The sequence below is a fragment of the Verrucomicrobia bacterium S94 genome, assembly GCA_004299845.1.
In the GTDB taxonomy this organism is placed as follows: Bacteria; Verrucomicrobiota; Kiritimatiellia; order Kiritimatiellales; family Pontiellaceae; genus Pontiella.
In genome coordinates this window covers 2,478,757-2,492,925 of the sequence record CP036201.1, presented here as the reverse complement: position 1 = coordinate 2,492,925, position 14,169 = coordinate 2,478,757, and the positions used below count along the sequence as shown (strand labels likewise).

10 protein-coding genes are annotated in these 14,169 nt (G+C 54.0%); 2 read left to right on the top strand and 8 right to left on the bottom strand.

Annotation, left to right across the window (positions count from 1 at the left end; genetic code table 11):
• Positions 1-43: 43 nt before the first annotated feature.
• From EGM51_10815 to hpt, 5 genes are all read right to left on the bottom strand, one after another.
• On the bottom strand, positions 44-499 hold the full coding sequence (locus EGM51_10815; GenBank protein ID QBG47861.1) for a hypothetical protein: 456 nt from the start codon (positions 497-499) through the stop codon (positions 44-46).
• Complete coding sequence (locus EGM51_10810; protein ID QBG47860.1) at positions 360-2,063, bottom strand: hypothetical protein; 1,704 nt, start codon at positions 2,061-2,063, stop codon at positions 360-362. Before EGM51_10810 ends, EGM51_10815 begins: the two co-directional genes overlap by 140 nt.
• A complete protein-coding gene (locus tag EGM51_10805; protein ID QBG47859.1) occupies positions 2,039-3,160 on the bottom strand; it encodes a hypothetical protein in 1,122 nt (373 codons plus the stop codon). The genes EGM51_10810 and EGM51_10805 overlap by 25 nt, the downstream gene beginning before the upstream one ends.
• Positions 3,161-3,281: 121 nt before the next feature.
• The gene (locus EGM51_10800) at positions 3,282-4,514 is read right to left on the bottom strand and encodes a lactonase family protein (GenBank protein QBG47858.1); all 1,233 of its coding nucleotides are present in this window, start codon (positions 4,512-4,514) and stop codon (positions 3,282-3,284) included.
• Positions 4,515-4,615: 101 nt separating this feature from the next.
• Entirely contained in the window at positions 4,616-5,155 is a 540-nt protein-coding gene (gene hpt, locus EGM51_10795; GenBank protein ID QBG47857.1) for a hypoxanthine phosphoribosyltransferase, read from the bottom strand.
• Between the two features lie 114 nt (positions 5,156-5,269).
• Here hpt and gltX point away from each other — a divergent pair, with 114 nt between their 5' ends.
• The gene (gene gltX, locus EGM51_10790) at positions 5,270-6,577 is read left to right on the top strand and encodes a glutamate--tRNA ligase (protein QBG47856.1); all 1,308 of its coding nucleotides are present in this window, start codon (positions 5,270-5,272) and stop codon (positions 6,575-6,577) included.
• Positions 6,578-6,621: 44 nt separating this feature from the next.
• Positions 6,622-8,070, top strand: a complete 1,449-nt coding sequence (locus EGM51_10785; protein ID QBG47855.1) for a response regulator — start codon at positions 6,622-6,624, stop codon at positions 8,068-8,070.
• Here the strand turns inward: EGM51_10785 and EGM51_10780 are convergent.
• The 3 genes from EGM51_10780 to metH all read right to left on the bottom strand — a co-directional run bounded on the left by EGM51_10780 (position 8,067) and on the right by metH (position 14,082).
• A complete protein-coding gene (locus EGM51_10780) occupies positions 8,067-8,486 on the bottom strand; it encodes a globin (protein QBG47854.1) in 420 nt (139 codons plus the stop codon). The two genes, EGM51_10785 and EGM51_10780, sit on opposite strands and share 4 nt — an antisense overlap.
• A 68-nt stretch (positions 8,487-8,554) precedes the next feature.
• Entirely contained in the window at positions 8,555-10,384 is a 1,830-nt protein-coding gene (locus EGM51_10775; GenBank protein ID QBG47853.1) for a bifunctional homocysteine S-methyltransferase/methylenetetrahydrofolate reductase, read from the bottom strand.
• Complete coding sequence (gene metH, locus EGM51_10770; GenBank protein QBG47852.1) at positions 10,381-14,082, bottom strand: methionine synthase; 3,702 nt, start codon at positions 14,080-14,082, stop codon at positions 10,381-10,383. The genes EGM51_10775 and metH overlap by 4 nt, the downstream gene beginning before the upstream one ends.
• Between the last annotated feature and the right edge of the window lie 87 nt (positions 14,083-14,169).

The following is a 14,169-nucleotide window of genomic DNA, read 5'->3' as shown; positions in this document are numbered from 1 at the left end:
AAAATGTAGGCTGAATGACCGCAAAACATCAAGTGCTTGCCGGTTAAATTTCGATAGGGATCATGCGGGGGCCCTTTTCGGAAACAACCACCAGATGAACGGACGCATCGGCGGCGGAGGGATAAAACCGGTTCGCGGCCCGTGCGTAGAGTTCCATTTGGCTCCGGTAGACGGCTATGACGTGTTCATCCGGAGCTTCCGTGAATTTATAGTCAAAAAGTGCATAGCCGGTGCGTGTTTCGCAGAGCAGATCGATCGTTCCGTCGATCAGTTTTCCGTCCTGATGCAGCACAAAAGGCAGTTCCGGGCGAAGCCGTTTCATGCCTTCTGTTGCTGTAACCATCTTGCGGCGCACCTCTTCAATCCGTTCGGACAGGCCAGCGGCGTCGGTTTTGGATACGCCGAACTCTTTTCTCAGTTTTTCCAGCCATTCGAAGATGTCGCCCTGCCAGATATTCAGTGCCAGCTGTTCGAGGACCGCGTGGCCGAGGGAGCCCATAGCTGCGGCATTTTTTCCGGTCGGGGGGAGAGGGGGGACGGGGAAGAGGGGGCGTAAACCTCATCATATTCCTCCAGTTCATCCTGCTCTTTCGCAAAGCGGGTGGCGGGGATGCGCTCAAGTTTCGGTTTTTCGGGGGGGCGGGAAGCTGATTCAGGGCGGCCTGCAGTTCGGCTTCGGTGGGAATGTTGCAGGGACTGGTCTGAATCCGGTCAACGGCCTCCGCCAGTTCGGTGTACGTAATGGCAGGGATTTGATTGCCGATCATGGGTTCCAGATATTTCAGCCAGCCGGCAGGACTCCGGCCGACGGTGGCTGAAGTTACGACCAGGTCACGTGCGCGGGTCATGGCCACATAAAACAGGTTTTTGTCTTCGTGCTGGCGGACGGCTTTGGCTGCGGCGCTGGCTTTGGCAAATCCAGGCGATTCAGCCTGGGTTTTATCGGGGTTGGTCAGCCGGATCTCCAGCGCATTTTCATGGATACGGGTGAAGCCTTTGTCGCCGTTATCGGAAAAGCTGCAGTCAGGAATCATCACCACGCGTTTAGTCAGTCCTTTGGAACCATGCACGGTCATAATGGTTACGGCATTCTGTGCAGGATCAAGCAGAGCGGCTTCAGGAACCTGCGGCGGTTCGGCAATCATTTCGGCCAGCTTTCGGGCAACCATGGCCGTGGTGGTTTGTGCTCCGCGTTCCGTTTCGCGAAGCCAGTCGAGCACTTTCCGCAGGTTGGCAAGTCGCTGTTCGCCCCGCGGCAGTCCCGCCAGCAGAGCATCGTAGCCGGTTTCCGCAATCAGCATACGTACGAGTTCTGAGGCGAGGTGGGTTCCGGTCAATGCGGCATAGCGGTCGATGACATCCGTTTCCTCATCGTACGAAGCTTTAAGTTCATCGATTGAAAATCCGGTTTTGCTGCAGGCCAGCCGGGCAATCTGTTCGTCGGAAAGTCCGATCCAGGGAGAGCGGAGAAAGCCGATGAGCGAAAGCGCGTCGTCGGGATTGGTTATGGCGGTGAGAAAGAGAGAAACGTCTTTGGTTTCCTGCCGGCTGAACAGACCTCGCCCTTTTCCGCCGAGCGTGTAGGGAATGCCGGCATGCTGCAGGGCATGCTCAAGTGCCGACTGATTGGTGGTACGGCGAAGCAGAATCAGGATATCGGAATAGCGGTAGGTGTTGTTGTATTCCGACGGCTGGAATCCGTCGGAATATCGGAAATTCGGTTTCCAATCGGCGGAGCCGCTGACCAGCAGCCGGATCCGGTTGGCGACAGCTTCCATTTCCTGTGCCGTTTTTTCGGGGCGGGACATTTCATCGTCTCCGTCATAAAGCAGGAATTCAACGCAGGATTTTTCACCGTCGGTATTAAAGGCCTCGTTGGTTTTCAGCTGATCACCCTCCGCATAGTCCTCGGAAGCATAGACTGTACTGAAAAGAGCATTTACACAGTCGATAATCGGTGCTTTGGATCGGTAGCTGATCTGCAGGTTTTCACGTCTGCAGTTTTCCCGCGAAAGGATGGCCTTTTCAAGGTCGGGCATCACCTGCGGATCGGCCCCCGCCAAGTGTAGATGCTTTGCTTTTTATCTCCGCAGATCACCAGATAGGTTTCTTCGTTCCAAAGGGACTGAATCAGTTCGCACTGAATCCGGGAGGTGTCCTGCACTTCGTCGACGATTACATAGCGGAATTCGGGCTTTGCTTTTCCGGATTTCAACAGCGTTGCTGCCATATGCAGCTGGTCGGCGAAATCGACGGCATCCGTTTCGTGTTTCGCCTGTTTGAACTTCCGGTAAACGATCTGGGCATATTCTGCATATGCTTTGGCTGCCGGAAAACGTTGGGTATAGCCGAGGGTGTTGGTGCCGTTTTCGAGCAACGCAAAAAAATCATCCGATATCGGTTTCTGCCCTTTGCCCGCCCCGAATTTTCCCAGATGGAGTGCGCTCAGTTTTTCAATCAGTTCTTCCGGACTGCCAACGGTCGGAATCAGCGTTTCCAGGGCCTGGAAAACCGGTTGTGCTTTGGCGGTGAGTTTCGGCAGCTCTTTCATCCGTTCCAGAATCGATGAAAAATCGGCCAACGAGGGGAGAGACTGCGGGGAGGGGAGCAGGTTGACGGCGTGGTCGAGGGTGATGCCGGCGGAATCGGCGGCCTCGAAAAGCTTCGGAATACTTTCGGTAATGCTGGAGCCGAATCCGCCGGTTCCGATGATGTGCATGCCTGAGCAGAGATCACGGAAATCCGGGTCTGTTTCGAGTTTCTGAAGCAGTTCTTCCCGGCAGATACGGTCCAGCAGTTCCTTGTGTTCATCGCCCTGCAGTACGCTAAACGCCGGTGAGAGTCCTGCATCGAGCGCATGTTCGCGCAGCAGTTTGGTGCAGAAGGAGTGAATCGTTCCGATAGGCGCTGAAGGCAGATGATTGAGTGCGGTGATGGCCCGTTCGGCGGTTTCAAAATCGTCATGCTGTTCGGCGGTGCGCCGGGCTTTCTGAAACCGGTGCGCCACGCGCATCCGCAGTTCGGCCGCGGCATTCTCCGTAAACGTCATCAGGAGAATTTTGCGCGGGTCAATATTTTCCTCAAGCACCAGTTTTTCGTAGAGACCGGTCACCTGATAGGTTTTCCCGGTTCCGGCAGAAGCATTGTACACAATATTCATAAAGAGAAACTATAAAGCCCTTTGAAAGTCGGCAGAAGCCGGAATGGAAAATCTTTGCTGGCGCGATAGAGCCCTTTAGATGTAGGTCGAAGATCAGGGGAAGTGTGGATTTGTAAGTGGCTTAATGGGTGAATTCGAAGCAGATGGGCTCGCTTTCCAGCGGAATCCGTGAGTCGGTAAACGTAAGGGCGGCGGTTTTCGGATCGATTCTGAAGGTGACAATATCTTTGGAGAGCTGGCCGCCGACGATGAGGCATTTGCCGGAGGAATCGATGTTGAAGTTGCGCGGGACCCACACTTGCGCAGGTGTGGTTTGTATCCGCTGAAGTCCATCGGAGATGATGCGGTAGGTGATGATGGAATCGCGGCGGCGGTCGGAGCCATCGCGGAGGGAGGTAAAGATAAACTTTCCGTTGGGATGAATTCGGATCTCGGCTGCGGTGAGGTCGGTTTTGTCTGCGTTTTCGGGCAGCATGGGGGTGGTGCTGAGGAAGTTGAGGCGGCCGTTGGCCAGAGTCCGGAACGTGGAGACGCTGAGGTCGAGTTCGTTAAGAACATACAGTCTTTTGCCATCCGGTGAGAATTTCATATGCCGCGGTCCCATGGCGCCGCCGGGGACGACGGCTTCACCGGCAGGAGAGAGTGTGCCTTCTTCGGGATTCATGCTATAGATCATGATTTTATCGATGCCGAGATCGGCAACATAGGCATGGGTATTTTCGGGGTTCGGAACGACAGAGTGGCCGAAGGGTTTTTTCTGGCGGTTGGGATGTTGGCCGGATCCGGTGTGGCGGTGAATGGAAATGGCTTCGGAAAGGGTTCCATCGGAAATTTTAAAGGAGGCGACGCTTCCCGAGCTGTAGTAGGCGGTCATCAGCATTTGTCCGGTATGGTCGGTGCTGACATAACAGGAGCCTTTTTCACCGCTCTGCTGTTCGCTGAGCTGAGTAAGTGTTCCGTTTTCATTGATTTTAAAGGAGGCGACGCCGGTGGCGTAGAGAAAGCGGTTGTCGGGGGAAACGGTTATAAAACCGGCGCCCCGGGTATCGGAAGCTTTGACCGGAGGTGACAGGCGGCCGGTTCCGGTATCGAGGTCGGTGAAATAAATTCCGCCGCCTTTTCCGGTTCCGATATAAATGCGTTCGGTTTTTGCGGTGGTGCATCCGGAAAGAAGCGACGCGACGGCCAGAGACAGCAAGATGGCTTTCATATAAAAACTCCCGATCAGTATGAGGGGCATAGTAGTAAAACAGCGGCGGGTTTCCAAACCCTGGAACTTTTTAAATGAGGGCCTGTGACGAGGGCTCGGGTTTTCTGCCCGGCAGCCGAAAGTGTAAGCTGTGCCAAGCGGCATCAGCTTAACAGACCGTGGAATTCAGTGCATGTAAAAAGCGAAAAAAAGCCGGGATCTGAGAGATCCCGGCTGTAATCAATCTGGATGGAACGGTTTTTCTGTCAGTGGAAGTTCACGCGGGCGATGTGGGGGAGCTCGCGGTATTTATTGTCGTAGTCGAGTCCGTAGCCGACGACGAAGAGGTCATCGATCTGAAATCCGGCATAGTCCGCCTCAAATTCGACGGCGCGGTTGGTTTTTTTGTCCAGCAGCACGCAGGAGTGCACCGTTTTGGCGCCGCGCTCGAGCATCAGTTTTTTGGTGAAGGCGAGGGTGCGGCCGGAATCAAGAATGTCATCGACGAGCAGGACGTCGGCATCGGTGAGATTTTCGCGGATGTCGTGAATGATTTCAACGGAACCGGAGGAGACAGTTCCGGCGCCGTAGCTGGAGAGGGTCATGAAATCGATATGGGGATGGGCATTATGGCGGTAGAAACTGCGCATCAGATCGGCAAAAAACATAAAACTGCCTTTTAAAATGCCGATCACGACAAGGCGATCGGGCTGCTCAGCCTCTACAATTTCATCCACCAGGGCATCTACGCGCCTGGCAATTGCTGTTTTATCAATCAGGATTTCTTTTACATCATGTTCTCTCATGGGTAGTCTCCGCAGTTCAAAATTCGAAAAAAGTAATGTGAATAATTTTTTGGCCGGATAACAGGATAAACCGGATAAGGTTTAGTTTTCCGGTGATACAGCTGGAGTGATGTAATGAAAGTGCGTACACGTTTTGCCCCGAGTCCAACCGGGAAAGTTCATATCGGAAATATCCGGGTAGCCATTTATAACTGGCTGTTTGCACGTCATACCGGCGGCGAGTTTGTCCTTCGGGTGGAGGACACGGATATTGAACGGTCCACGCCGGAGGCTATTCAGGCTATGCTCGATGCCATGGAGTGGCTCGGTTTTGATATTGACGGTGAACATCTCTATCAGACCACCCGTCAGGAGGCGCATCTTGCGGCCGCTGAAATGCTGCTGGAAAAAGGGCTGGCATACAAAGAGGATAAAGGTGGTACCGGACAGGGCGAGTGTGTGGTGTTCAGAATGCCGGGTAAAGATGTCAGCTTTGTGGACGGCATTAAGGGGGCAATGACGAAAAAGGCCGAAAATATGCAGGACTTTGTCATTGTCCGTTCCAACGGTACGCCGGTGTTCCATCTAGCCAACGTGCTCGACGATATAGAGCAGGGCATTACGCATGTCATCCGCGGCGACGACCATGTTGAAAATACCTTCCGTCATATCGCACTCTATGAAGCACTTGGTGCAGAAGTGCCGCAGTTTGCGCATCTGCCTATGATTGTAAACCGGCAGGGAAAGCCCTATTCGAAGCGCGATGGCGATGCCTTTGTCGGTGATTTCCGGGAAAAAGGATTCTGCGCCGATGCCCTGTTCAACTATCTGGCTCTGCTTGGCTGGTCTCCGGGCGATGACCGGGAAGTGATGACCCGCGACGAAATGGTTGAAGCATTCACGCTGGAGCGCTGCCAGTCGTCTCCGGCACAGTTTGATATGAAAAAACTGACCTGGATGAACGGGGAATACCTCCAGAAACTTCCCGCCACCGAATTTGAAACCATGGCTCTTTCGGAACTGAGCGAGGCCGGAGTGGATGCTGATAACAAATACGGAAAATCAGTCATCGCACTCATCCGCGACCGTGTTAAAAATGCAAAGGAAATTGTTCCCATGACCGGATACTTTTTCACCGAAGATTTTGAGTACGATGAAAAGGGCGTGCGTAAAAAACTGCAGAAAGAGGGCGTGGCGGATACGCTCAGCCGGGTGAAGGCGATCTTTCAGTCGCTGGAGGTTTTTGATGAGGCCTCCGCTGATAAAGCACTGCATGATTTTGTCGAAGAATCGGGACTGGGTTTCGGGGCTGTGATGGCGCCGACGCGTCTGGCGGTGTCGGGTATGCAGTCCGGACCGGATCTTTTTCCGATGCTCGCCGTGCTCGGGCGTGAGCGGGTCATTGCGCGAATAGATCGAACCATAGACCGGTTTCTGAAATAGTCACCGGCAGTGGAGGGCATACAGCACTTCCGCGATTGGAGGAAATGGACCTGACGTTCTTAATTCTTGCGCTAGTAACTGCAGTGACGGTAATCATCATTCTGGTGGTTCAGAACCGTTCTCTTCGACGTTTGCTGAAAGATGCCCGGGATGTCAGTAAGCGGGATGCGGATATTGCGATTCTGGTCAGCATGAACGAGGATACGCAGGAGGCGCGCGAAAAACTGCAGGAAGCCAACGCGCAGTTACAGGAGTCCATTGCCCGGGCCAACAAACTGGCCATTGAGGCCCAGGCGGCCAGTGTGGCCAAAAGTCAGTTTCTGGCCAATATGAGTCATGAGATCCGGACGCCGATGAACGGTATTATCGGCGTAACCAATCTGCTGTTGGACTCCAATCTGAATGAAGAGCAGCAGGAACTGGCCTCAACTGTTCAGCGTAGCGGTAAAGCCCTGCTTTGCATTGTGAATGATATTCTCGATTTTTCAAAAATTGAAGCCGGTCATATGGCGATGGAGATCCGCGACTTTAATCTGATGGAAGTGCTGGATGACCTTAAGGCTATGTTGACCGTGCAGGCTGCGAAAAAGGACATCGGCCTGCATGTCCGGGTTGATCCGGGTGCGCCGGAAAAGCTCTGTGGTGATGTGGCCCGGTTGCGGCAGATTCTTACCAATCTGCTCGGCAATGCCATTAAGTTTACCGATGAGGGCGAAGTCTCGCTGTCTGTCCGGGTGGCCGATAAGCGTTCGGAGCATATCCACCTTCGGTTTGAGGTGAAGGATACGGGAATCGGTATTGCAGAGGATAAACTGCCGTATGTTTTCGAGGCCTTTCAGCAGCAGGATACCTCCACATCACGGAAATACGGGGGAACCGGTCTGGGGTTGACGATCTGTAAGCAGCTGGTTGAAATTATGGGTGGTGAAATCGGGGTGACCAGTACTCCCGGAGCGGGTTCGCTCTTCTGGTTTGAGATCCCTGTGGATCTGCAGAAAGTCCATGGGCAGGCGATGTTTGATTTTGAAAAATCGTCAGGCCGCAGCGGAAAAGATGATCCTTCAGAGGCCAGGGACATCATGGTTGCCACCCGCCGCCGTATTCGCGAACTGGAGAATGAACTGCGGATTCTGGTGGTTGAAGATAATCGCGTCAATCAGACCGTGGCGGTACGTACGCTGATAAAAATGGGGGTTCATGCGGAGGCGGTCAGCGACGGTGAAGAAGCCATTGAACGGGTTAAAAATCAGGCATACGACATGATCCTGATGGATGTTCAGATGCCGAAAATGGACGGGCTTGAAACCACGCAGGTTATCCGCGGGCTGGAAAAAGAAACCGGCCTGACGAGAATGCCCATTATTGCCATGACCGCCCACGCACTCAGCGGCGACCGTGAACGCTGTCTGGAATCCGGCATGGACGGGTATATCACCAAGCCTATCAATGTCGCTGATCTCTCCAATATTATTTTCCAGACATTGGAAAACTAGGGCCGGTTCTGGATTCGCGATGCAGGGGTTCTGAGCCGCATCAGCATGAAGGCTTTGAATTCTTCCGGCCAGTCCTGTTTCTCGAGGGCCTTTTCCATGCAGAGCAGCCACATATCTTTTTCTTTGCCTGAAATGGGCAGATGCGCGTGCGCTGCGCCGAGCGCGAGCGGGCCGTATTTTTCCTCGTACAGTTCCGGACCGTTCATATAACCGGAAAGAAAACAGGCGAGTTTATCGCGCGATTCCGTCAGGTCGCTTGGGTGCATGAACAGAATCTTCCGGGCTTCCGGAAGCGTTTCCATGATATCATAAAAATCGTTGGCGAGTTTATAGCAACCCTCCACACCGCCGGCGATTCTAAACTGGTTATCGCCTTCGCGGTAATACTCAAAAAGTTTTTCCAAATCCTGTGCCATAAATTTAATACCTCACTGAAAAGGTACTATATTCGCGGGGCCGCTGAATTTCCAGCCTCGGCATACTTTTATTTAAGAACCTGAAGGGCCAGATCAACGATACCGAACGGGGCGCTGACCTGATAGCCGGCAACGCGGTCGGAAATGGTCTCGCAGATTTCGCGGGCGATTTCAATGCCCAGAGCGCGACCGTCCTCTTTTGTTTTCGCATGGCTCATGCGTTCGAGGATGGCATCCGGAATTTCAACCCCGGGAACCTCTTTGGCCAGAAACTCGGCATTGCGCAGAGAGACGAGCGGCCAGACGCCGGCGACGACCGGAATGTTTCCGCCTCTGGCATCGGCGTGATCCAGAAAACGCAGCAGGGCCTCGGGATCGAAAATCGGCTGGGTAATGGCATATTCTGCGCCGGCGTTGATCTTGTTGAGGAAGTGCTGGAGTTCGCGCTCCGGTTCCACGGCACAGGGATTGGCCCCGACTCCGATCAGGATGCCGGTTGGCGGATCAATGATATTTCCGCCGACGTCGATACCATGATTCAGATTGTTCACCACCTGAGTCAGGCCGACCGCATCGACGTCGAACACAGCGGTGGAATCCGGATAATCGCCGAGTTTCGGCGGGTCGCCGGTAATGATGAGATAGTTGCGCAGGCCGCCGGCATATCCGCCGAGCAGGTCGGACTGCATACCGATCAGGTTCCGGTCGCGGCAGCAGTAGTGCAGCACGGTTTCGATTCCGACTTCGCGTTCAACGGCCAAAGCGGCAACCATCGGGGAAATACGCGCCGAAGCACGCGGGCCGTCGGGAATATTGATGGCATCAATGCCGGCGTCCTTGCATTTCCGGCATTTTTCGAGCATTGGCTGCAGGTCAATGGAGCGCGGCGGCGTAATTTCCACGCTGGTCACTTTTTCGCCCCGGGCCAGCTTGGCCGCGAAACTGCATTTTTCCGCCAGGGGAATGATATCCACTTCCGGAGCAGTCTGCTCGGTATGACTGGAAATTGTGACGTGCTTTTTAACGCCGGTCATCGATTTGACGCTTTTGGCCATAGTGGCGATGTCGGCCGGGGTCGTACCGCAGCATCCGCCGACGCCGCGAACACCGAGCTCAATCATGCGTTTTGCATACTCCGTAAAATATTCCGGCGAGGCCATGTAGATCATCCGGCCATCGACCTCCTGCGGCAGACCGGCATTGGCCATGATGATAAAGGGTTTGGTGGTGTGGGGCAGGGCGCGTTCGGCATTGCTGTAGGCTGCCGCCGGGCCGACGCCGCAGTTCAGCCCGATGCCATCGACATTGGTGTCGTTTTCCAGAATTTGGATAATCTGTTCAACCGGTCGGCCTTTTACGGTTTCGCCCTCCTTGCCAACGGTCATGGAAACAAAAACCGGCACATCGAATTTCCGGGCCACTTTTGCGGCAAGCTGCGCTTCCTGTACATGAGAAAAGGTTTCGAAAATAAAGAAATCGACGCCTTCGTCGGCCAGAACGGAAATCTGTTCGTGAAAAATTTCTTCGAGTTCTGCTGCCCGGTTTTCGAGATAAACCTGACCGGCTTTCAGGACAGGACCTACAGAGCCGGCAATCAGTGCTTCGTCTCCGGCCACTTCCCGCGCCAGTTTCACAGCTGCGCGGTTGATGGCTTCGAGCTCGGCGGCCAGGCCGTGGGCTTCCAGTTTTTTGCGATTGGCCCCGAAGGAGTTGGTTTCAATCACATCCGCCCCGGCATCGGCATATTCCTGATGAATTCCGCGAATCAGTTTCGGGTTGGTCACACACAGGTGTTCATAACAGGTGTTAATGAACACCCCCTTCGAATAGATCATTGTACCCATTGCCCCGTCAAAAATGAGGGGATGGTCTTTCATGCGTTCGAGGATTGATTTCATTTGTTGTATCCTAAGTTAGGTGCGAGCCATTTTTCGGCGGTTTCCATATCCCAGCCTTTGCGTTCGGCATAGTCGGCGACCTGATCTCTATTGATGCGGCCGAGCGGGAAATAGCGGGACTCCGGATGCGAGAAATAGAGTCCGGAAACAGAGCTCGGCGGGGTCATGGCCATGGATTCGGTCAATTCAATGCCGGTTCTCTTTGTCGTTTCCAGGAGCTGGAAAATGGTCTTTTTCTCGGTGTGATCAGGACAGGCCGGATAGCCGGCCGCCGGGCGGATTCCCTGATATTTTTCTTTGATCATCTGCTCAATAGTACAGGTTTCCGTTTTCCCATAGCCCCAGGCATCGCGCGTCTGTTTGTGCAGGTACTCCGCGAAGGCTTCGGCAAGCCGGTCGCCGAGCGCCTGCACCATGATGGCGTTGTAATCGTCGTGATCGGCTTTGAATGCATTGGCTTTAACGACGGCTTCGGGGCCTGCCGTGACAGAGAAGGCGCCGATATAGTCGGTACAGCCGGAGTCTTTCGGAGCGATGAAATCGCACAGGCTGCGATTCGGTGTTTTGTCTTTTTTAATCATCTGCTGTCGCAGAAAATGAAGGGTATTTATTTTTTCGGTACGCGATTCATCGGCATAAACTTCGATGCTGTCGCCGACACGCGCCGCCGGGAAAAAGGCGTGAACACCCTTCGGGGTAAACCAGTCCTCTTCAATAATCTGTTTGAGCATAGCCTGGGCATCGTCAAAAACCTCGCGGGCGCGGGCACCGGGTTCGCCGGGTTTTTCCAGGATGGTCGGATATTTGCCTTCCAGTTCCCAGGTCCAGAAAAACGGTGTCCAGTCGATCCATTCGGCCAGCTCTTTCAGGGTTACATTCACCTCGCGAATACCGATGAATTCCGGCGTGGGCGGTGTATAGTTTTCCCAGTCGAAGGGCAGGGCACGTGCCCGCGCATTTTCAAGCGTCTGGAATTCGCGAACCTCCTGCGAGGCTTCGTGCTGTTCTTTGATGGCGTTGTATTCAAACTTCACGGCCTTCCGGAATTTTTCATCATTACTCAGGATGGACTGCACGACCGTAACCGCACGGGATGCATCGAGCACATGCATGGAGAGTCCGCTGAATTCGGGGGCGATTTTCACCGCCGTATGTTTTTTGCTGGTGGTGGCGCCGCCGATCAGCAGGGGCGTTTTCAGGCCTTCGCGTTCCATCTCTTTGGCCACGTGCACCATTTCATCGAGCGACGGCGTGATCAGGCCGGAGAGGCCGATGATATCGGCTCCCCATTCGCGGGCTTCTTTCAGGATGGTTTCGCATGGCACCATGACGCCGATATCTTTGACCTCGAAGTTGTTGCAGGCCAGAACGACGCCGACGATATTTTTGCCGATGTCGTGTACATCGCCTTTCACCGTGGCGAGCAGGACTTTTCCGGCGGTGGTGACTTCGCCGTCTTCTTTTTCCTCCTCCATGTAGGGGAGGAGATAGGCGACGGCCTTTTTCATGACGCGCGCGCTTTTCACAACCTGCGGGAGGAACATTTTACCGGAACCGAACAGGTCGCCGACCACATCCATTCCAGCCATCAGCGGTCCTTCAATCACATGCAGCGGGCGGTCGTATTTCTGCCGGGCCTCCTCGACGTCGTCTTCAACATATTCGACGATGCCTTTCACTAGAGCATGTTTAAGCCGTTTTTCCACGCTTTCCTCACGCCAGGCCTGGGTTTCAACCTCTTTTTTTGCGCCGTTGCCTTCGGCTTTGATCTGTTCGGCATAGTCAATCAGTTTTTCTGTGGCCTCTTCGCTGCGGTTCAGCACTACGTCTTCTACGAGTGTCATCAGTTCTTTAGGTACTTCATCATACACTTCGAGCATCCCTGGATTAACGATGCCCATATTCAGGCCGGCCTCCATGCCGTGATAGAGGAAGGCGGCGTGGATGGCTTCGCGTACCCGGTTGTTGCCGCGGAAGGAGAATGAGACATTGCTGATGCCGCCGCTTACGGAAACGCCGGGCAGGGTTTCGCGTATGACTTTGGTGGCTTCAAAGAAGGAGACGGCATTGATGCGGTGCTCTTCCATGCCGGTGCCGACCGGAAAAACGTTGGGGTCGAAAATAATATCGGTCGGATCGATTCCGATTTCATCCACGAGAATGCGGTAGGCCCGTGTACAGATTGCGATACGCCGCTCGGTGGTGTCGGCCTGCCCCTTTTCGTCAAAAGCCATAACCACCATGCCGGCACCGTAGCGCTGGATTTTGCGTGCGTGTTCGCGGAACTGATCTTCGCCTTCTTTAAGGCTGATCGAGTTGACGATTCCTTTGCCCTGAATGCATTTAAGACCGGCTTCAATGACCTCCCATTTGGATGAATCGATCATGATCGGAACGCGGCAGATGTCGGGTTCGGAAGCGACCAGATTCAGAAATCTGACCATCATATCTTTGGAATCAATGAGACCTTCATCCATATTGATATCAATGAGGTTGGCCCCGTTTTCCACCTGATGACGGGCAATCTGAAGGGCTTCGTCGAGATTTCCTTCACGGATCAGTCGGGCAAATTTCGGTGAACCGGTAATGTTGGACCGTTCGCCCACCATCACCAGATTCATTTCGGGGGTGATCCGCAGGGGTTCAAGTCCGCTGAACCGCGGTGTGGTGGATCGTGCGGGAGGAACACGCGGCGGATATTTTTTTACCGCAGCGGCCAGCTCCCGAATATGGTCGGGGGTCGTACCGCAGCATCCGCCCCAGATATTGGCGAGGCCGTGCTTTGCAAAGTCGTCGTAGACTCGGGCCATATCTTCAGGGGTATCGTCATAGCCGCCGAACGCATTGGGCAGGCCGGCGTTTGCATAAATGCTGATAAAGCAGTGGGCCGCATTGGAAAGCTCTTCGAGATAGGGGCGCATATCTGCGGCGCCCAGCGCGCAGTTAAGACCCACCGAAATCGGATTGGCATGTTCGATGGAATACCAGAATGCCTCCGGCGTCTGACCGGAAAGCGTCCGGCCGGATTTGTCGGTAATGGTCACGGAAATCATCACGGGAAGCCGGGTTCCGGTTTTTTCAAAAACCTCCTCAATGGCGAAGAGGGCGGCCTTGGCGTTAAGGGTATCGAAAATGGTTTCAACCAGCAGGATGTCCACACCGCCTTCAATCAGGGCTTCGGTCTGTTCAGCATAGGCGGTGACGAGGTCATCAAAAGTGACGGCGCGATAGCCCGGGTCGTTCACGTCCGGTGAAATGGATGCCGTCCGGTTGGTCGGACCGATGGAGCCGGCAACAAACAGGGAGCGTTCCGGATTTTTTTCAAGCACCCGGTTCACGGCTTTGCGCGCCACCTGGGCGGCCGCAATATTCAGTTCGCGGACGAGCGGTTCGAGGCCGTAATCGGCCTGGGAAATGGTGGTGGAACTGAAGGTGTTGGTTTCAATGATGTCAGCGCCGGCTTCGATAAACTTTACATGAATATCTTCAATGATCTGCGGCTTGGTAATCACCAGCAGATCGTTGTTGCCCTTCAGATCGGAGGGGTGGTCGGCGAAGCGTTCACCGCGAAAGTCCGCCTCTTCGAGTTTATGCTGCTGAATCATGGTGCCCATGGCGCCATCGAGCATCAGGTGCTGTTTTTTCAGCAGTTGAGCAAAGCGGTTGCCGGCGTCGGATGTGTATGCAGTTTCTTTCATAACAGAAGACCTCGAATTTCAAAGATTGAAAGGGTGTATATCCGTTTATCCGGATATTGCAATATAAAAGCGGCATGCAATTAAAAT